Genomic DNA, 19424 nt, shown 5'->3' on the forward strand with positions numbered 1-19424 from the left:
AATGGCAGTCGCTTTTTGTGAAAGAATATCAACTCAAGTTCAAAAAACACGAGAAACACGAGTGAAAGATAGATTAAAAAAAGGTATGAGAACTCCTGAGGATAAATTTATAATACCTATTTTAGAATCACTCATTGAACTTGGTGGAAAAGGAGAAATGAAAAATGTTTTAAACCTTGTACATATGAAGATGAAAAATACTTTAAACGAATATGATTATAAGCCCCTTCCATCTAATCCAAAACAGAAAAGATGGGAAAATACTGCACAATGGGCAAGAAATACGATGGTAAATGAAGGTTTGCTGGCATCTAATTCCCCACGAGGTATCTGGGAAATAACAGAAAAAGGCAGAAAATTCTACGAAGAAAACAAAGAAAAAGCCACTAACTGATATATTATTTTAATCTAAAAGCTGCTTAAACTCTTCAAAAGATGAAACTATACTGCCCCCACAATTTCAGACAAAAAACAAGGAATTTATCTTCACAAATGCTAGACTATAAATGACATTTTTGAGGATGGATATAATGAGTAGAAAAAGAAAAACATTTAGCGCCGAATATAAAAGGAAAGTTGTCCTAGAGCTGCTCTAAGGAGAGCAAACCATAGCCCAGATAGCTTCCAAATATGGGATAAGCGCTAAAAGCCTTGTCGACTGGAAGAGGCAGTTTCTGGATAACGCTTCATTGGCTTTCGATGTCAGTGGAGCCACAAAAGCTTATAAGGACGAGATAGAAGAGCTAAAAAGAGAGAATGAAGCATTAGCTAAAAAACTTGAGTGATCTACGATAGAGACAGATTTTTTGGAAAAAAGCTCGCAAGCTCGGTCTCATTAAATAGCCGAAAAAATATCGATGTATGCTTATTGTTCCAGTCATTAAAAAAGACGATCCACCGCAGAAGATCAAACTAATTATTTACCTTCTGCCGCAGCCACAACCTTTTTTTCTTTTACCTATGATAAACATAAAAAACAGTATAAATAATAATGAAAATAGAAATATTGCAAGAAATTTCATGATTTGAAGATGGAAACCAGTAGCTCCACAACTCCATCAACTGAAAAATCGGTTTTGGGATAGATCGATTCGATTCCAATACTTATCAGGTAATCGTGGGTAGTGGGCCCTATCGAAACAAAAAGAGGGACCTTCTTGATTTTGGAAAAAGTCACTTGACTGAAAAACCCTTTGGCAGCTGATGGTGATAAAAATGTGACTGCATCGATATGTATTTGGTTTAGAAAATCGGTAATATAATCCTGCTGATAACAGATCTTTTCTGTTGTATACAAAGTGGGGGCATCCACTATTGAACCTTTTTCAGAGAGGAACCTTATCAGTTCTTCAGGTCTCTCTTCAGCACCAGGAAGAAAAAACCGTTTACCCTTAATATCTTCACCAGACAGGTAGCTAATAATCCCTTTTTGGGAGAAAGTTTCTGGCACCTCTACATCTCTAAACCCCACCATCTCCATACATTGTTTTGTCTTTTTCCCCACCGCAATTGCCCTTGAATAAGACAGCTTATCCATAAATGGCTGAATATAGTTGCAGGCATTTTTGCTGGTCACAATGACAAAATCATACATTGTCTCACGTATATTTATCGAATGGGGTACCGTTTTGATCATGGGAAGGATATAAGGATAAAGTCTATTGTAAGATAGTTTATTGATAAATTCTACAGAAAACTCCGGTTGTCTTGTTATGAGAATTTTATGACCTGGCATATATATCATCCAAAATTTTTTTACCACCGTTTATAAGTATCTTTTCCGCCACAGACTCACCTAATACTTCAGGCTTATCCATATCACCATATTCTTCATACTTCAAAAACTCCTCACCGTCAAGTGACGATAAAAAGCCGATCATTTTTAATCTACCACCCTCTATTTTGCAATACCCACCTATGGGAGCCTGACATCCACCTTCCAATCTTCTCAAAAAAGCCCTTTCGGCTCTTGTGACAACCTCAGTTTTTTCATCTTTCATAAATTTGAGGATATTTTTTATCCTATCATCATCTTTTCTCACTTCAATTCCCAATGTCCCCTGGCAAACGGATGGTATAATCTCAGAATCATCAAATGTATATTTTACCCATTCAAGAAGGTTTAGCCTATTTAGTCCGGCTCTGGCTAAAATAATCGCATCAAATGTCCCTTCAGTGAGTTTTCTTATTCTGGTATCCACGTTTCCCCTCAAATCCACTATTTCTATATCCGGTCTTATCCTCGAAATCTGAACCTTTCTCCTCAAACTACTGGTACCAAGTTTTGCCCCCCGGGGTAATTCATCTAAGTTATTATACTTTACCGACAAAAAAGCATCAAATGGTGATTCTCTGTGAGGATTTACATAAATCTCCAGCTCATCCGGGAGTTCCACCGGTACATCCTTCATACTATGCACGGCCAAATCAGCCTCATTTTCAATTAGAGCATTTTCTATCTCTTTCACAAAAAGTCCTTTACCACCTATTTTGGCAAGGGGCACATCCAGAATTATATCTCCTTGAGTTTTGATAATTTTAAGATCCACAAGCATTTCTGGGTATCTATTGGTAAGTAACGATTTGATATGGTTTGCTTGCCAGAGCGCCAATTTGCTTCCCCTTGTAGCTATTGTGACTTTTTCCATATTTACTCCCTCTTTTATTCTTTGATATCAAAAATCAGACGAACCGCTTCAGCTATAGTATACTGTTTTTTATCTTTAACGGAATCTTTGAGCGTCATTATAGGATTATGCAAAATCTTATTCATATAAGATGTAACAATGGCATCTATCTTCTTCACCTCTTGAGGATCATTAATTTTTAATTTTTCCACCATCCTTTGGATTTCATTATTCTTCATATCCTCCATCTGTTGTCTCAGCTGCTTAATAATCGGTATTATTTTAGTGGAACTCAACCAGTGGTCAAATTCCACCACTTGTGATTCAATAATTTCCAGAGCTTTTAAAGCCTCTTTCTCCCTCTGCTTTTTATTAGCTTCCACAACCTCTTTCAGATCATCAATGTCATAAACAAACGTATTTTCCAATTCATTTATCTTGGGATCTATATCTCTTGGCACTGCGATATCAATAAAAAACATAGGCTCGTATTTCCGTATATGCATCAAATTTTTAATCATTTCATATGTCACCATGTAATTTGGTGCCCCTGTGGAGCTTATTACGATATCAACCTCTTTTAAATACTCCACAAACTTCTCTATGGGGACAGCCTCACCATTTACTTCTTTTGCCAGCTGTAGTGCCCTTTCGAATGTTCTATTTGTGACAAAGATTCTCTTTATCCCATTTCCTTCCAGATGTTTGGCCGCCAGTTCACACATCTCACCAGCTCCAATTATAAGAGCTGTCCTGGAAGAAAGGTCGTTAAAAATCTTCTTGGCAAGCTCCACCGCTGCATAACTCACGGAAACAGGGTTTTCAGAAATCTTAGTATTCGTGCGTACTTTTTTGGATGTGCGGATGGTAAACTCTTCCAACTTATTTAAAAAGGTGTCAAACTTACCATAAATCTTCGCCTTATCAAAGGCATCTTTTACCTGCCCAAAGATCTGCGGTTCACCCAAAACGAGAGAATCCAACCCCGATGCCACCTTAAAAATATGCTTTACGGCATCCAATCCACAATGTATGTATGTGTATTTCTTTAGTTCAAAAGGATCTATATTGCTTTCGGTTGCCACTATATGTAGGACGGCATCCACATTGCATAAGAAATCATCCGTTACTATGTAATATTCCACCCTATTACATGTTGAAAGTATCAACACTTCATAAATCCTATTATTTTGCAATATCTGAGCATATATTCTCTCATAGTTTTTATCCGAAATGGCAAGTTTTTCCCTGATCTCCACAGGCGCAGTATTGTGATTGAGACCTAAAACGGCAAGCTGCATATTACCCCTTTATAAATAAAGCTACACCGATATACGTTACAACTACCGATACAATCCCCAATATGCTACTAAATGCTGTATCCCTCGGTGACATCCCTTTTGTTTTTTTTATTACAATTATTATGCCAAAGATAAACCACGTTATCATGGAAAAAAGAAGTTTGGAGGTAAGGATTATTCTACCATTCCACTCATAGATACCCCATATGTATCCGGATAAAAGACCTATTGTGAAAAGCAAAAACCCAACTAGCATGGCAGTTTTATTTATTTTGTTTAACATATCAATTGACGGCAGTAGATTGTAGAGATAGCCAAAATTTTTCTTTTTAAGCTGTTTCTCCTGGATGAAGTATAAAATACCAAACAACGCCGAAACAACAAAAAGAACCGTTCCTGATATGGTAAAAGGTAGATGAATGGCCAACCAGAAACTTGAAAACTGCCTGCGTATTAAAATGGAACTATGAGCAAAACCCGCAATACCCAATATTATAATAACAGGGATAACAAAAAGATACACCCCATCTTTTTTAACTTTATAGTTGATGTAAACAGCCGAAACACCCAAAAAAAGTATGATCAAATTAAAGATATCCTTAAGACCCTTTATCGAGAAGACCCCAAACTGATACCACCTTGCAATGAGATACGATAGATTTACCACTGCAGCTAACGATACGAATGCTGTGGCAATCTTTGTATACCTTTCACCACCCAGAAAAGCATTAAATCCTGCAGACAAAAATGCCAGAAGATACAAAAGTATTGCAAAATCAAACAACATGTGCCACCTTATCTCCATAAATCTTTATAAACATAGATGTTTGTATTATAAAAAAATAAAAAAATAAAGGGGTTTTTAAAAAAAGTATGATAAATGGCACATATAAAAGATATCTAAAAAATAGCTGGAGTAATAGCTGGCCGATAATACTTATAATGTTTTTTGAATTTCTTATAGGGATAACCGATGTCTACATTGCAGGTAAAATTTCAAAAGAGATACAGGCGTCTATAGGTTTCGTTTCACAACTTTATTTTATGTTAATAGTCATTGGGAATGCTTTTACCATGGGAGTAGTTTCCATATCTTCAAAGCTCTATACCGGAAATAGAGATGAATTTTATAGGATGGTATATACGGCAATTGTCAGTATATTCATAATCTCTATTATATTAACAATAATCGCTATAAATGGGAACAATAAAATAATAAATCTCATCAATGCCCCAATACAGATCAAGCCATACATACTTGAATTTTTAAAGATCTACTCATACATGATCTTTTTCCACTATATCCTCATAGTAACCAATGGTGTTTTAAGATCAAGTAAACGGATAAAAAGATCCCTTTTCACGATGTTTATAGTATTCATAGTCAACGTAGGCACCAATATTTTTTACGTCTTTTATACACCTATAGGTTACAAAGGAATAGTTTTATCCACACTCACAGCAGTATCTATTGGCTTTTTATTAAATATCTTTTTCATTTGGAAAGATATCTTTACGATAAAAGAATTTCGGTATGACCTTTTCAAAAAAGCCATATCGATAGGGTGGCCAAGCGGAGTAGTTCAGATTGGATGGCAGCTGGCTTCTGTTGTTATCTTTATGATGTTGAGCTCTCTTCCGGAAAACCCCACCGTTTATCTTGCGGCCTTCACAAATGGAATAAGGATAGAATCGATAATCTTTTTACCATCCTTTGCTTTCAGCATGGCCAATGCCGTTATTGTTGGTAACTTAATGGGTGAGAAAAGATTTGAAGACGCATATAAGAATTCTCTGTTTACATCAATTTTAGGATGTGGTATAATTAGTATAGTTACAGTATTGGTTGTATTTAATGCAGAAAAAGTTACATCTTTTTTGTCTAAGGATCCTGTAGTGGTGAGAGAAAGTAGCAGATACTTATATATCAGCGCCATAAGCGAGCCTTTTATGGCAATAGGCACTATACTTATAGGTGCACTAAATGGTGCAGGGGATACAAAACAAACAATGATAAGAATACTATCAAGCCTTTGGGGTGTGCGAATACCTCTTGCCTTAATACTTGCATTCCTTTTTGGCTTTGGGGCTTATGGTATCTGGTGGGCGATGACTATTTCTATAATAATTCAGGCGTTATTGATTTACAAAAGACATAATTCCAGAAGGTGGATAAGGGATGATTATTGAAAAACTTGATCTAAAACACAAAGATATATTGTTTGGCCGACTCAAAAAAGTAGGTACTATGATTTCTGAATACAGTTTTGCCAATCTCTACCTATTTAGAAGGGCTCATAATTATGAAGTTATAGAGGATAACACTGAGATATTTATAAAAGGGATCACCTATGATAAAAAAAGCTACATCATGCCCACAATCCCATTTAATGAACTTGATATAAAAAAAGTAGATAAGATATTAAGAGAGGTGGACTATATTTTTCCATTAGATTACCAATGGATCGAAGGTATTGAAGATAGATACTGTGTAACTTCAAATATAAACGACACCGACTACATATACACTCTTGAAAAGATGAGTACCTTTAAAGGTAGAAATCTTCATGGCAAGCGAAATCTTTTGAAACAGTTTACTGAAAAATATAATTGTACCATAAAACCTCTTACCGAAGAGAATAAAAAAGATGCTATTATGGTAGTGGAAGAATGGCAAAAATCATTGGGAGAACCACCAGAAGAAACAGATTTTTACGCCAACATAGAAGCCATACAATACTGCAAAGATCTGGTCATTTGCGGACTTTTATACTACATTTCGGATAAGCCCGTAGGACTCATTATGGGGGAAGAGCTAAGGTATGATACATTCGCTATACATTTTGCCAAAGGTGTAAAAGGGTTTAAAGGGATATATCAGTATATTTACAACAGTTTTGCCAATATGCTTCCCAAAAGATACGAATATCTCAATTTTGAACAGGACCTTGGTAAACCTTCACTTAGGCAGGCAAAATCATCTTACGAACCGGATTTAATGATTCATAAATATAGACTTTCTTTATAAAAGAGGTGCGTATGCTAAAGATTAAGATAGGTGGTCCTGCTGGACTAGGAATTATGAGCACCGGTCTCATGTTGTCAAAATTATTTAAGAGGTTGGGGTATACCGTCCATGGCTATCCGGAATACCCTTCCCTCATCAGGGGTGGCTATAATAATTATCTAATCATAGCCGATACCAACGAAGTATATGCCCCTTATAAAAAATATGATATTCTTGTTGCGCTTACGGATGTTGCCATAACTAATGAAAAAATAGATGAAGGTATGATTCTGCTTGCAGATATTGAAAATACAAAAGATAAAACCAATCTAAAGGGAAAAGTGTTAGATCTACCATTTAAAAAGATCCTTTCAAAACTTGAGGTAAACGAGATTGCAAAAAATAGTATCGCCCTGGGTGCTCTGATAAAATTGTTTAATTTAGATTTTGATTGCCTTGATGAGATGCTAAAGGAAAATTACAGTAATGAAAAACTTTATAAGATAAACCATCAGGCGGCAATTGAGGGGTATAACACCATTCAGGAAAGAATAAATTTCAGCGTATCAAAAAAAGATATGGAAAGGATAGTATTATCTGGTAACGAAGCGATATCGCTGGGAGCTATTACAGCCGGTGTTAATTTTTTCGCAACATATCCCATGACACCTGCATCTTCCATCTTACATTTTCTTGCGGAACATGAAAAAAGTTTCAATATTATAACAAAACATACCGAAGATGAGATATCAGCCATCAATATGGCAATCGGTGCATCATACGCCGGAGCAAGAAGTATGGTGGCCACGTCAGGTGGTGGTTTTAGTCTTATGGTGGAGGGGTTGGGGCTTGCCGCTATAGCAGAAACACCGATAGTAATCGTGGAAAGCCAGAGGCCAGGACCAGCCACCGGAATGCCCACCTGGACGGAGCAGGGCGACCTTAAATTTGTTTTAAACGCTTCTCAGGATGAATTTGTACGGGTAGTTTTAACTCCAGGGGACGTTGAAGAGCTATTCTATTTTACATTTGAAGCTTTTAATCTGGCGGAAAAATACCATATACCTGTTTTTATTCTGTCGGATAAATTCCTCTCCGAATCCCATTTTACCACAAAACCTTTTAAAACTGACCATCTTCAGATTGATAGAGGGTTAATATTTGGCGGTGATCCTGAAAAGCCAATGGAGTTTTTCCCCAGATATAAAGAGGTGGAAAAAGGGGTGGGAATGAGAACAATCCCCGGAACACCTGGTGGTTTATACAAAGCCCCGGGGAACGAACATGATGAATACGGTTTTGTTACTGATAATGCTGAAAATAGAGTTATACAGCAAAAGAGGCGATTTAAAAAAATAAACTACATCACAAACGACATCCCACATCCAAAATTATATGGAAAGATAGATGCAGAGATAACGGTGGTATGTTGGGGTTCTGTTAAAATGCAGATGATGGAGATTTTAAAGATTACGGATCGTATAAATTTTATACATTTTCCAGCCATTTATCCCCTCGACTGGTCAAAAGTCAAGACTATGCTGGAAAATAGAAATCTCATTATTGTGGAAAATAACATGACTGCCCAGTTAAAATCTGTCATAGCTGAAAACACAGGACTGATTATCGAAAAAACGATTTTAAAATATGATGGCAGACCTTTCTTTGCAGATGAGCTTTATGAAAAAATTACAGGGGAGGCTTTATGAAATCGGTAGATTTTAACTCTGGAAAAATTCCAAATTGGTGTCCAGGTTGTGGTAATTTCGCCATCTGGAATGCTATAAAAGGTGCAATTGCGGAGCTTGATATAAACGGAAAGGATATAGTAAATATTTCCGGAATAGGTTGCTCCGGAAAAATGTTGAATTATCTAAGAACATACGGCTTCCATACCCTACATGGTAGAACAATGCCGGTGGCAACCGGAGTAAAACTCACCAACCATAAACTCACCGTAATTGTAAATGGCGGAGATGGGGACGGTTATGGCATGGGGATGGGGCATTTTATACATGCCATAAGGAGAAATCTCAACATTACATACCTTATTCATAACAATCACGTGTATGGGCTGACCACAGGTCAGGCTTCTCCCACCACCGACAAAGGTTTGAAAAGCAAATCAACACCCCACGGTGTGATTGATGAACCATTAAACGGCCTATTTGTATCTCTTTCGGCAGGAGCCACATTTATTGCAAGAGGGTATTCTGGTGATCTGGAACATTTAAAATCGATTATTAAAGCTGGTATTATGCACAATGGCTTTTCCCACATAGAGATTCTTCAGCCCTGTGTGACTTTTGGAAAACACTACGGATATGAATATTACGATGAAAGGGTTTACAGGATTGCCGATGATTACGATCCAGGAAACTTTGAAGAAGCCCTAAAATTGATCAGAGAAAAGGATAAAATTGCCCTTGGCATCATCTACAAAGTAGATAGACCAACACAGGAGGAACAGCTACCGCAGATCAAAAATAAGACATTGATAGATCAGGGTATTGTCAAAAGAGATATATCAGCTATGCTTAAATCTTTTGCATAAGAGAGGAGGGTAAATGTATTTCAAGACACCTATAAACTCAGGAATACCAGGTCTTGATAAAATTTTAGATAATATCAGGCTCGGCGATAATATAGTTTGGTCTGTGACGAATATCTCCGACTATAAATTCTTCACAAAGCCTTTTGTGTATAATGCTATCCTGAACGAACGAAAGGTGGTATATGTAAGATTTGCCACTCACGATTTCATAATAGATGATTTATCTAAAGTTGAGATCTTTTATCCGGATTTAACGAGCTTTGAAAAGTTCGCATCAAGTATCTATAGTATGATAGATAAAAATGGTAAAGAAGTGTTCTACATATTCGATTGTCTCTCAGAATTAGTCAATTATTGGGCAACTGACTGGATGATTGCAAACTTCTTTAAAATTACCTGCCCATTCCTATATATACTAGATACGGTTGCATACTTTGCAATTTATAAAAACTACCATGCATTCAAAACATCCACTGCTATACACGATACCACACAGGTAATGCTTGAAGTGCTAAATTATGAAGGTTTTTATTACGTCCAACCTATAAAGGTTTTCGAAAGATACTCCCCAACGATGTTCCTTCCCCACAAGTTTAATAAAAACAACGATTTTGAACCAGTCACATCCAGTTATGAAGTCACAATGCTCAATAATTCCATATGTAGCCTTCTCTCCAACGATATATACAAACATATCGACTACTGGGATAGACTGTTTATACTCTCAAAAAGGGTAATCAACAATCCACAATCACCGGAATATTCTTTAATGTTTGATAGAATTTGTAACTTAATGATCAGCAGAGATCACAGAATCATCAGTCTATACAAAAAATATTTCAGGATAGAGGATCTCATACAGATCAAAGAACGATTGATAGGAACAGGTTTTATAGGAGGAAAAGCAGCTGGAATGCTTCTTGCAAGGAAAATTCTCGAAAATCATTACAGCAAATGGTCTAAAATATCTGAGCCACACGATTCCTTCTACATAGGATCTGATGTATATTATGAATATATCATACACAACGGTTGGTGGGATCTGTTTGTTTCTCAGAAAAGAGATGATGGGTATTTTGTCTTCGGCGAAAAATTGGAGAGACTTTTCTTGACCGGGGAATTTCCGGAACATATCGAAAATAAATTCAAGCTAATGCTAAACTATTTTGGGCAATACCCAATAGTAATAAGATCAAGTAGCCTCTTGGAAGATGGTTTTGGTAACGCTTTTGCTGGAAAATATGAAAGCTTCTTCTCCTCAATTACCGGTTCACCGGAAAAAAGGTACAAAGATTTCATAAATTCTGTAAAGAGAATATATTCCAGTGCAATGAGTAGGGAAGCACTTATATATAGGAAAGAAAGAGGGCTTGATAAATTAGAAGAGCTCATGAGTATCCTCATACAGAGGGTGTCTGGTAATTATCACGGAGAGTTCTATTTCCCGGATATAGCTGGGGTTGGTCTATCATACAATACGTACGTGTGGCACGAAGATATAGATCCCACCGATGGAATGATAAGAATCGTACTGGGGCTGGGAACAAGAGCAGTAAATACCTATGAAGGAGAACATACTAAGATTATATCCCTTAGTAACCCAAATCTCCTTACCAATAGCGATGTAAATGAAATAAAAAAATACTCCCAGAAATTTATAGACTCTCTTATCGTTGATAAATCTGGCAAATATTCACTGCCAATCAATAAGGTTTACCAGATAATCCCCGAGTGGCTCCTTGATATCGTTGCTTCAAGGGATTTCGCCACCGAAAGATTTTTGGAAAGTAGGAGAAATAAATTCCAGAAGATATACTATTTAAGCTTTGATGGGCTTATTAATAAAGGAGATATTCTAGAAATTTTCAAAGATATACTGAAGATATTGGAAAAACATTACGAACACCCCGTGGATATTGAGTTTACATTGAATTTTACCTCCCCTGATTCACCAAAGATAAATTTAGTCCAATGTCGTCCATTGCAGGCTAATTCTATAGCTGGTAATAAACAACTTTCTGATGAGATGATCAAAGATATGTTACCTCTTTTGAAAGTGAAAGGGAACTTTATGGGGGGAAATATATTTGAGAAAATTGACTATATTATTTACGTTCCGGAAGAAGCTTATAAGAATCTCACAAATAGCGAAAAATATGAGCTCGCCAGAGCCCTAGGTGGCATCAACAGGGAGTTTGACAAAGAGGATGAAAACTGCCTGATGATACTACCCGGCAGAATAGGCACCACCACCCCTTCCCTTGGTGTGCCGGTATCCTTTTCGGAGATAAATCATATGAGAGCTTTAGTGGAGATGGGATTTTTCGAATCTGACTTTTCCCCTGAACTATCTTTTGGAACACATTTCTTTCAGGATATCGTGGAAAGTGGAATATTTTTTATAGCAGCAGATCCCAAAAAAGCTAATGTAAATTTTAAAGATTTAAAGAATTTCAAAGAGAAAGAATCAGAATCGGTAATGAGTTTCAAGGAAAATATCAGAAATGCCATAAAAATATTTGACCTAACATCAAGAAAAGTATATCTTTATGGTAATATCAAATCCCAAACTGCAGGCATATTTTACAAAAAACAAATTTTTTAACAAGGAGTTACTATGAGTTTACACCCTTTAGCCGGAAAACCAGCCCCTAAAGATATTCTAACAAACATACCCAACCTTGTTTCCCATTATTATATAACTGAGCCGGATTTAGAAAACCCAATGAATAAAGTGGTATTTGGCACTTCTGGCCACAGAGGCACATCCCTAAACGGTAGCTTCAACGAAGATCATATAGCCGCCATCACTCAGGCCATCTGCAACTATAGAAAATTAAAAGGGATAAAAGGACCTCTTTTTATCGGAAAAGATACCCATGCTCTGTCGGAGCCTGCATTCATTACCGCCATTGAAGTTTTGGTCGGCAACGGTATCACAGTGATGGTATCAGAGGGCACCCCATGGACTCCAACGCCTGCAGTATCCTACGCAATATTAAAATTCAACAGAAACAATAAAGTCTTGGCTGATGGAATAGTCATCACCCCATCCCATAATCCCCCCGAAGATGGTGGTTTTAAATACAATCCACCTTCTGGAGGGCCAGCCGATACCGATGTAACCTCCTGGCTCGAAAAAGAGGCAAATAGGATCATGGAAAACGATCTTGATGATATAAAATGGGAGCACTTTGCTCATGCAATAAAGAGTTCACAGATAAAAAAATATAATTTTATGAAAGAATATGTTGATGATCTCATCTACGTTTTAAATATCGAGAAGATATCATCTTCCGGGATAAAAATTGCAGCAGATTCTCTTGGAGGGTCCGGGCTTGATTATTATGGCTATATTGCAGAAAAATATAAACTTAATATCGATCTGTACAACAACTTTTATGATCCAACCTTTAGCTTCATGACTGTTGATAAAGATGGAAAAATAAGGATGGATTGCTCCTCACCATATGCAATGGCTGGGCTTATAAATTTGAAGGATAATTATGACATAGCCTTTGGTAGCGATCCGGATTTTGATCGGCATGGGATAGTTACAAAAACTGGTGGACTGATGAATCCAAATCATTACCTTTCCGTGGCCGCCTGGTATCTTTTCAACACGAGAGTAGGCTGGAATAAAGATGCCGCAATAGGTAAGACACTCGTAAGTAGTGCCATGATAGATAAAGTGGCTTCAATCATTAATAGAAAAGTTTATGAAGTACCGGTGGGCTTCAAATGGTTTGTGAATGGCTTGTTAAGTGGCACTCTTGGTTTTGGTGGTGAGGAAAGTGCTGGTGGATCTTTTTTGAGAAAAGATGGACTGCCCTGGAGTACCGACAAAGATGGCATAATCATGAGTCTTCTATCCGCAGAGATTCTTGTAGAAACCGGTAAAGACCCTTACGAACACTACAGATCTTTTGAAGATCGTTTCGGTAAAGCATACTATACGAGACTTGATATCCCATCTACCCCTGAAGAAAAAGAGAAGATAAAGAAACTCTCAAAGGATCTTTTTAAATCTGATGAAATAGCGGGAGATAAGATTTTGTCGGTATTAAACAAAGCACCCGGCAATGATGCCCCCATCGGTGGTGTAAAGGTAGTAACGGAAAATGGCTGGTTTGCAGCACGCCCATCAGGCACAGAGCAAATTTATAAAATATACGCAGAAAGCTTTAAAGATGAAGAGCATTTAAATCAATTGATCGAAGAAGCAAAATTACTAATAAAGAATCTATAATAAGGAGAGATGGTGAATAATAATTTTTATAAAATCCTTTCAGAATACTACGATGAGATTTTCCCTTTTGAAGAAGATACCTATAATTTTTTAAAATTATTCACAAGCAATTCAGATAAAGTCTTAGATATCGGATCCGCCACCGGAAGCTACGTAAAAAGATTCAACAACGACGGTATACAAGCTTACGGCGTTGAACTTTCTTTAGATTTTAATAAAGATTACAGTTTGATTATTTCAGACATGCACCATCTACCTTTCCGTCCGGAAAGCTTCGATTTTATTTTCTCCATAGGGAATACCCTTGCCCATGCAAAATCAAGGTCAGATTTTGCAAATATAATAGATTATGTAATGAAACTATTAAAACCTAAGGGGAAATTTTTATTTCAGATTTTAAACTATGACAGGATCTTAGACAATAACATAAATCGGCTACCTGATATCACGAATGGTAATGTAACCTTTGAAAGGTACTACTCATATGAAAATCCCTCCAAAATAGAGTTTATAGGTGTAATAAAAAATGGAACTCAGACTTTTGAATCGAAAACCACACTCATTCCTATAACATTTGAAGAAGTTAAATGGGTAGCCGGAAAAGTTAAAACAAACTTTGTGCAGTTTTTTGGGGACTTCAAAGGGAAAAAATATTTTAAACCAGATAGTTTCATGCTCATTGCTGTTTTTAATAAGTAAGCCTAATATTATAATGCTTACTAAATTCATCCAATACTGAATTTTAGCAAATGTAGCACCAAATCTTCCTAATAAATTCAAATAAATATACCTTATATTTTTATTATTTTAAGATAGAAATTTCAATTTTATCAAACTTATTATTGACACCATTAAAAAATTAACATAAAGTACTTTTCGAGTATATTAAATTATCCATACAGTATAGAATTAATATAAAAAACAAGGAGATGTAAGATGAGCAAAGCAACAGAAAGAGTAGAGCAGATCTACAACCATGTGGTAAGAAAAAACCCTGCTGAGCCTGAATTCCATCAGGCAGTACATGAAGTACTTTTTTCAATCGTACCATTACTCGAGAGGTACCCTATTTATCTGGATGCAAAAATCCTTGAAAGGATTGTAGAGCCAGAAAGACAGATTATTTTTAGAGTACCATGGATAGACGATAAAGGAGAAGTTCAGGTAAACAGAGGATTCAGAATAGAGTTCAACAGCGCTCTTGGGCCTTACAAAGGTGGCTTGAGATTCCATGAATCTGTTTATGCAGGTATTATAAAATTTTTAGGTTTTGAGCAGATATTTAAAAACTCTCTCACAGGACTTGCCATGGGTGGAGGAAAAGGTGGATCAGATTTCAATCCAAAGGGTAAATCAGATAATGAAATAATGAGATTCTGCCAGAGCTTTATGACTGAGCTTTACAGACATATTGGAGAGCACACAGATGTTCCTGCAGGTGATATTGGTGTTGGAGGAAGAGAGATAGGCTACATGTTTGGACAATATAAAAGGATCACAAATAGATATGAAGCTGGTGTCCTCACAGGGAAAGGGATCAGATATGGTGGTTCCCTTGTGAGAACTGAAGCCACAGGTTATGGTGCCACATTCTTTGTGGAAGAGATGCTCAAAGTAAAAAATGAAACTTTTGAAGGTAAGACCTGTGTTGTTTCTGGTTCAGGTAACGTCGCCATCTACACTGTGGAAAAAATCCATCAGCTTGGCGGAAAAGTCGTGGCTGTATCAGATTCAAATGGCTATGTAATGGATCCAAAAGGGATAGACCTTGAATTGCTGAAACAATTAAAAGAGGTGGAAAGAAAAAGAATCAAAGACTATACACTGTATCACAAAGATGCAGTTTATAAAGAAAATGGAAATATCTGGGAGATTCCATGTCAGATAGCAATGCCATCTGCCACACAAAATGAACTTAACGTTAAAGATGCAGAAATTCTCATCAAAAATGGCCTGATAGCAGTGGGCGAAGGTGCCAACATGCCATGTACACCTGACGCTGTGGATCTATTCATCAAAGCTGGTGTACTTTTTGGACCGGGTAAAGCTGCGAATGCTGGCGGTGTTGCCACTTCAGGGTTGGAAATGGAACAGAATGCAAGTAGAAGCAACTGGGATTTTGACTACACAGAGCAAAAACTTAAAAAGATCATGCAAAACATATTCCAGGCATGCAAACAGACATCTGATGAATTTGGATATCCACAGAACTATGTAGTTGGAGCTAACATTGCGGGATTTAAAAAGGTTGCTGATGCAATGTTAGATCTTGGTGTAATTTAAAAAATATCATTTTTGATATAGGGGTGGGGACTGATCTCCATCCCCTCTTTATGGCTATACCAAAACCTTATTCTTTCCAGTTACTTTTGCCGAATAGAGATTTTGATCCGCACAGGCTATCATACTATCTATATCGACCTTTTCGTAATCACTAATACTACAGCCACCGATGCTACAGGTAACCTTAAAATTGACATACCTAACAAGCTCCTCCTCAATGGCGATCCGGAACCTCTCCAATATTTTAAAAAGATCCTCTTGGGTTGTTCCAGGAAGGATAATGAGGAATTCCTCCCCCCCAAATCTTCCAAAAATATCGTAATCCCTCTTTTTGCTTTGGACTATCTCGGCAAACTTTTTCAATACAAGATCCCCGGTGGGGTGACCATAGGTATCGTTTATCCTCTTGAAATTATCTATGTCAAAGATCCCTATGGAAAGAGGGGTCTTACTCCTTTTTGCCTTTGAGATTTCCGTCTCAAGAGTATGTATGAGATACCTTTATCTTTTATCTTGACATTTGTCAAAATAAATTTTAAAATTTACTTCTATTAAAAAAAATAATAACAGGTATAACCGTGATCAATGACATCAAAACAACTTTCCGTTTAAAAAATTTTATTCTTCTACTTATAATCTGTGTGTCATTGCTAACCTATTTTGTTACCATCTTTCTATTCTACTATATTCAGCAAAAAAATATAAAGCAGATGGCCATAAAAGAGTATGAAAGATGTGTGAAAAACATAAACACTTTGGAATCCGAATTTTTTAAAAACAGAAATCTATCCACAAATCATATAAAACAGGTAGAAAAGGCACTTGGTCTCAAATTCACCCCCTCAGAACTAAAACAACAAGAACTGATGAGTGAAGATGGGGTCTATCGTTTCTCATTAGAAAAACGTTATGATAAAAGCTGCCTTAGTTGCCACATTTCTAAAAAAGAGGATGATCTGGCTGGTAGCTTCTTAGTAACAATCGATTTTAAAGATGTGATATCAAGCTCAAAAAAACTCACATTACTTTTTTTTATATTACTCTCACCTATTCCGATCTTTGGTGCCATCTTTATAGCTTCCATTGTTAGTAAAAGAATCGAAAATATTAAAACCCAGATATTAAAGGAGATCGATAATATAAACAATGTAAAAGATCTAACTAGAGTTGAAGAGATAAAAAAGAATACAATATTCAAAGAGCTCGACGATATCTTTGATGGATTGAATAGATTTCTTAAGAAAACAAGAGAAACTGCTGTGGATAGGGATATACTTGAGTTAGAAATTAAGATACTCAAAAAATTCCTTATCACATCGGAGGTTATAAGAGATTGGAGAAAATATGTACTATCATTGATAGTAGATATGAATAAGATTATCGAAGTGCAATTAGCATTTAGTCTTTTCAGGGTAAATGAAAACGATTTCTGTCTCGAATTTTTCTGGACAAAACCACCATCTGAAGAATTAAAAGAGTATGTTGAAAAGTTAATAGAGATCCGGTGCAAAAACTTTTACTCTCAATACTGTCATTTTAAAGCGATATCTATCCATCACTCTGTAGCCCCCTCAGATAGATGTGAAATTTTTCATCCTAGTATCCTACATTTTGAAACCAAAAGTTTTATACTTGATGAACCTAAAATAGGTGGCATTGTAGGGGTGGGGATAAATACCAAAGATGTTGAGGATAAAGCTAAATCTCTTGTTATCGAAGGGATACTCACTACCCTTTTAAATGTCATAGGCTCTGTAAAAGCGATTGCAAAGTACAACAAAGAGTTAGAGTATTACTCCACAAGGGATAATATCACAAATCTTTTTAACCAAAGGATCTTCTGGGAGCTGTTAAACTATGAAGTCGCAAGGGGTAGAAGACACAACTATAAATTCGCCGTGGCGATCATTGATCTCGATAATTTTAAATTTTTAAATGACAATTTTGGCCACGACATAGGGGATAGTTTCCTATCTGGAGTAGCAGAAGTGATAAAAAAGAATGTTAGATTAGGGGATATTGTAGCAAGGTACAGTGGCGATGAGTTTACCATAATAATGCCAGAAACAGATAGCAACGAAGCTTACAACATCTCCAAAAGAATTTTGGAAAAGATCGAAAAATTTACACTCAATCATAAGGATAAACAGATAAATATAACAGCATCCGCAGGTTATGCCATCTTCCCCGATCATGGTGATGATGCAAAAGAGCTTTTCGCATTTGCCGATACTATGCTTTTTAAATCCAAAACGGAAGGTAAAAACAAGGTATTAAAACCGAGCGATGAAGATATTTATCGCGTCAATAAGCTGATCAGCGAAAAATCGTTCCAGATTACAAGAGCTATAGATGAAAACAGGATAATCCCATTCTTCCAGCCGATAATCGATTTAAAAACAGGCTCCATAGATTTTTATGAGGTGCTCTGTCGTATAGACATGGGGGATAAGATAATTTCCGCTTACGAATTTATCGAAATAGCAGAAAAAACCGGCAACATCATAAAAATAGACTACATAATGATGGAAAATGCCTTTAATATCTTGAAGAATCATCCAGGTAAAACCTTGTTTATAAATCTATCGCCAAAATCTCTTATTATCACAGAATTTATACCAAAGGTGATAGATACAACTAAAAGATACGGTATAAACCCTGAAAATATAGTTTTCGAACTTACCGAGCGGGACACCGTACGAAACTTATCGATACTTGAAAAATTTGTTGCTAATTTAAGATCCGAAGGGTATAAGTTTGCCATAGATGATTTCGGCTCCGGGTTCTCCTCATACGACTACATCAAAAGATTCCCGGTAGATTACGTAAAGATAGATGGGGAATTCATAAAAAATATCCTCACCAGCTCAAAGGATCTCGCCATAGTCAAGAGCCTTCTGATACTCACCGAAGAGTTTGGGATCAAAACGATTGCTGAATTTGTCGAAAATCAGGAAGTGCTCGGAAAGCTTAAAGAGTTAAAAGTAGATTACGCCCAAGGTTACCTCATCGGTAAGCCCGATAAAAAATTATAGTTAATAGGAGGAAAAATGAAAGCTTTGGAAAAATTAAAAAGAAAGATCATATTGGGGGTTGTTGCAGGCCTTTTTTTTGAATTCTTTGCAATTTTACTTCTTCTTTTTTTAACAGGTGAGATTAACTACCCAAAGCTATTATTTGTCTCTATTCTAACTGCTATAGTTGTAACAATCGTAGCCTATCTCATAACAAAATACAGATTAATACTCCCCCTTGAAGATATAAAAGATGCATTGGAAGAGATATCCACAGGGAACCTTGCTTTAAAAATAGATCAAAAATCGGATGAAATAAAAGATTTGACAGAATCTATTTCAAAAATCACCACCAAATTCAACGAGATAATAGACAACATTTTCAATAC

Annotated in this window: 15 protein-coding genes and 2 pseudogenes; 12 read left to right on the forward strand and 5 right to left on the reverse strand. The window is 36.4% G+C overall.

Annotation, left to right across the window (positions count from 1 at the left end; genetic code table 11):
- Together ACP5Q2_RS09480 and ACP5Q2_RS09485 are read left to right on the forward strand one after the other, a co-directional pair.
- On the forward strand, positions 1–394 hold a 394-nt coding region (locus ACP5Q2_RS09480), incomplete at its 5' end, for a winged helix-turn-helix domain-containing protein (RefSeq protein ID WP_428099485.1).
- Between the two features lie 112 nt (positions 395–506).
- Positions 507–779 (forward strand): annotated as a pseudogene (locus ACP5Q2_RS09485) (transposase); the annotation flags it as partial.
- Positions 780–1018: 239 nt separating this feature from the next.
- On the opposite strand, the gene ACP5Q2_RS09490 reads toward ACP5Q2_RS09485, so the two are convergent.
- From ACP5Q2_RS09490 to ccsA, 4 genes are read right to left on the reverse strand one after another with little or no spacing between them, the layout of a single operon-like run.
- Positions 1019–1735, reverse strand: a complete 717-nt coding sequence (locus ACP5Q2_RS09490; RefSeq protein ID WP_428099488.1) for a uroporphyrinogen-III synthase — start codon at positions 1733–1735, stop codon at positions 1019–1021.
- The gene (gene hemC / locus ACP5Q2_RS09495; protein ID WP_424606318.1) at positions 1722–2648 is read right to left on the reverse strand and encodes a hydroxymethylbilane synthase; all 927 of its coding nucleotides are present in this window, start codon (positions 2646–2648) and stop codon (positions 1722–1724) included. The genes ACP5Q2_RS09490 and hemC overlap by 14 nt, the downstream gene beginning before the upstream one ends.
- Positions 2649–2662: 14 nt before the next feature.
- Entirely contained in the window at positions 2663–3928 is a 1266-nt protein-coding gene (gene hemA, locus ACP5Q2_RS09500; RefSeq protein WP_428099491.1) for a glutamyl-tRNA reductase, read from the reverse strand.
- A 1-nt stretch (position 3929) separates the two neighbouring features.
- On the reverse strand, positions 3930–4712 hold the full coding sequence (gene ccsA, locus ACP5Q2_RS09505) for a cytochrome c biogenesis protein CcsA (protein ID WP_428099494.1): 783 nt from the start codon (positions 4710–4712) through the stop codon (positions 3930–3932).
- 89 nt (positions 4713–4801) lie between these two features.
- On the opposite strand from ccsA, the gene ACP5Q2_RS09510 reads away from it, so the two are divergent.
- The 8 genes from ACP5Q2_RS09510 (at position 4802) to gdhA (ending at position 16021) form a co-directional block, all read left to right on the forward strand.
- Positions 4802–6118 (forward strand): MATE family efflux transporter, encoded by a 1317-nt coding sequence (locus ACP5Q2_RS09510; RefSeq protein ID WP_428099497.1) that lies wholly within the window; start codon positions 4802–4804, stop codon positions 6116–6118.
- A complete protein-coding gene (locus tag ACP5Q2_RS09515; RefSeq protein ID WP_428099500.1) occupies positions 6108–6956 on the forward strand; it encodes a DUF2156 domain-containing protein in 849 nt (282 codons plus the stop codon). The genes ACP5Q2_RS09510 and ACP5Q2_RS09515 overlap by 11 nt, the downstream gene beginning before the upstream one ends.
- 11 nt (positions 6957–6967) lie before the next feature.
- A complete protein-coding gene (locus ACP5Q2_RS09520) occupies positions 6968–8644 on the forward strand; it encodes a 2-oxoacid:acceptor oxidoreductase subunit alpha (RefSeq protein ID WP_428099503.1) in 1677 nt (558 codons plus the stop codon).
- A complete protein-coding gene (locus tag ACP5Q2_RS09525) occupies positions 8641–9489 on the forward strand; it encodes a 2-oxoacid:ferredoxin oxidoreductase subunit beta (protein WP_428099506.1) in 849 nt (282 codons plus the stop codon). Before ACP5Q2_RS09520 ends, ACP5Q2_RS09525 begins: the two co-directional genes overlap by 4 nt.
- Positions 9490–9502: 13 nt before the next feature.
- Positions 9503–12094 carry a PEP/pyruvate-binding domain-containing protein gene (locus ACP5Q2_RS09530; RefSeq protein WP_428099508.1) on the forward strand — a complete coding sequence of 864 codons (2592 nt, stop codon included), beginning with the start codon at positions 9503–9505 and terminating at the stop codon, positions 12092–12094.
- Between the two features lie 12 nt (positions 12095–12106).
- Positions 12107–13738 carry a phosphoglucomutase (alpha-D-glucose-1,6-bisphosphate-dependent) gene (gene pgm / locus ACP5Q2_RS09535; protein WP_424606326.1) on the forward strand — a complete coding sequence of 544 codons (1632 nt, stop codon included), beginning with the start codon at positions 12107–12109 and terminating at the stop codon, positions 13736–13738.
- Positions 13739–13750: 12 nt separating this feature from the next.
- Complete coding sequence (locus tag ACP5Q2_RS09540) at positions 13751–14437, forward strand: class I SAM-dependent methyltransferase (RefSeq protein WP_424606327.1); 687 nt, start codon at positions 13751–13753, stop codon at positions 14435–14437.
- A gap of 237 nt (positions 14438–14674) precedes the next feature.
- Positions 14675–16021, forward strand: coding sequence for an NADP-specific glutamate dehydrogenase (gene gdhA, locus ACP5Q2_RS09545; RefSeq protein WP_428099513.1), 1347 nt, complete (start codon positions 14675–14677; stop codon positions 16019–16021).
- Between the two features lie 54 nt (positions 16022–16075).
- Here gdhA and ACP5Q2_RS09550 read toward each other — a convergent pair whose 3' ends face one another.
- Positions 16076–16513, reverse strand: a complete 438-nt coding sequence (locus tag ACP5Q2_RS09550) for a GGDEF domain-containing protein (RefSeq protein ID WP_428099519.1) — start codon at positions 16511–16513, stop codon at positions 16076–16078.
- 149 nt (positions 16514–16662) lie between these two features.
- On the opposite strand from ACP5Q2_RS09550, the gene ACP5Q2_RS09555 reads away from it, so the two are divergent.
- Together ACP5Q2_RS09555 and ACP5Q2_RS09560 are read left to right on the forward strand one after the other, a co-directional pair.
- Positions 16663–19056, forward strand: coding sequence for a putative bifunctional diguanylate cyclase/phosphodiesterase (locus ACP5Q2_RS09555; RefSeq protein WP_428099516.1), 2394 nt, complete (start codon positions 16663–16665; stop codon positions 19054–19056).
- 15 nt (positions 19057–19071) lie between these two features.
- A pseudogene (locus tag ACP5Q2_RS09560) lies at positions 19072–19424 on the forward strand (hypothetical protein); the annotation flags it as partial.

This window comes from Calditerrivibrio sp. (assembly GCF_049968475.1).
Taxonomy (GTDB): domain Bacteria; phylum Chrysiogenota; class Deferribacteres; order Deferribacterales; family Calditerrivibrionaceae; genus Calditerrivibrio; species Calditerrivibrio nitroreducens_A.

Excerpts from the sequence above, each read along its gene's own strand:
- hemC (WP_424606318.1), bottom strand. The coding sequence starts at position 2,648 with ATGGAAAAAGTCACAATAGCTACAAGGGGAAGCAAATTGGCGCTCTGG.
- gdhA (WP_428099513.1), top strand. The coding sequence starts at position 14,675 with ATGAGCAAAGCAACAGAAAGAGTAGAGCAGATCTACAACCATGTGGTA.
- pgm (WP_424606326.1), top strand. The coding sequence starts at position 12,107 with ATGAGTTTACACCCTTTAGCCGGAAAACCAGCCCCTAAAGATATTCTA.
- ACP5Q2_RS09490 (WP_428099488.1), bottom strand. The coding sequence starts at position 1,735 with ATGCCAGGTCATAAAATTCTCATAACAAGACAACCGGAGTTTTCTGTA.
- ACP5Q2_RS09520 (WP_428099503.1), top strand. The coding sequence starts at position 6,968 with ATGCTAAAGATTAAGATAGGTGGTCCTGCTGGACTAGGAATTATGAGC.
- ACP5Q2_RS09525 (WP_428099506.1), top strand. The coding sequence starts at position 8,641 with ATGAAATCGGTAGATTTTAACTCTGGAAAAATTCCAAATTGGTGTCCA.
- ACP5Q2_RS09530 (WP_428099508.1), top strand. The coding sequence starts at position 9,503 with ATGTATTTCAAGACACCTATAAACTCAGGAATACCAGGTCTTGATAAA.
- ACP5Q2_RS09515 (WP_428099500.1), top strand. The coding sequence starts at position 6,108 with ATGATTATTGAAAAACTTGATCTAAAACACAAAGATATATTGTTTGGC.
- hemA (WP_428099491.1), bottom strand. The coding sequence starts at position 3,928 with ATGCAGCTTGCCGTTTTAGGTCTCAATCACAATACTGCGCCTGTGGAG.
- ACP5Q2_RS09510 (WP_428099497.1), top strand. The coding sequence starts at position 4,802 with ATGATAAATGGCACATATAAAAGATATCTAAAAAATAGCTGGAGTAAT.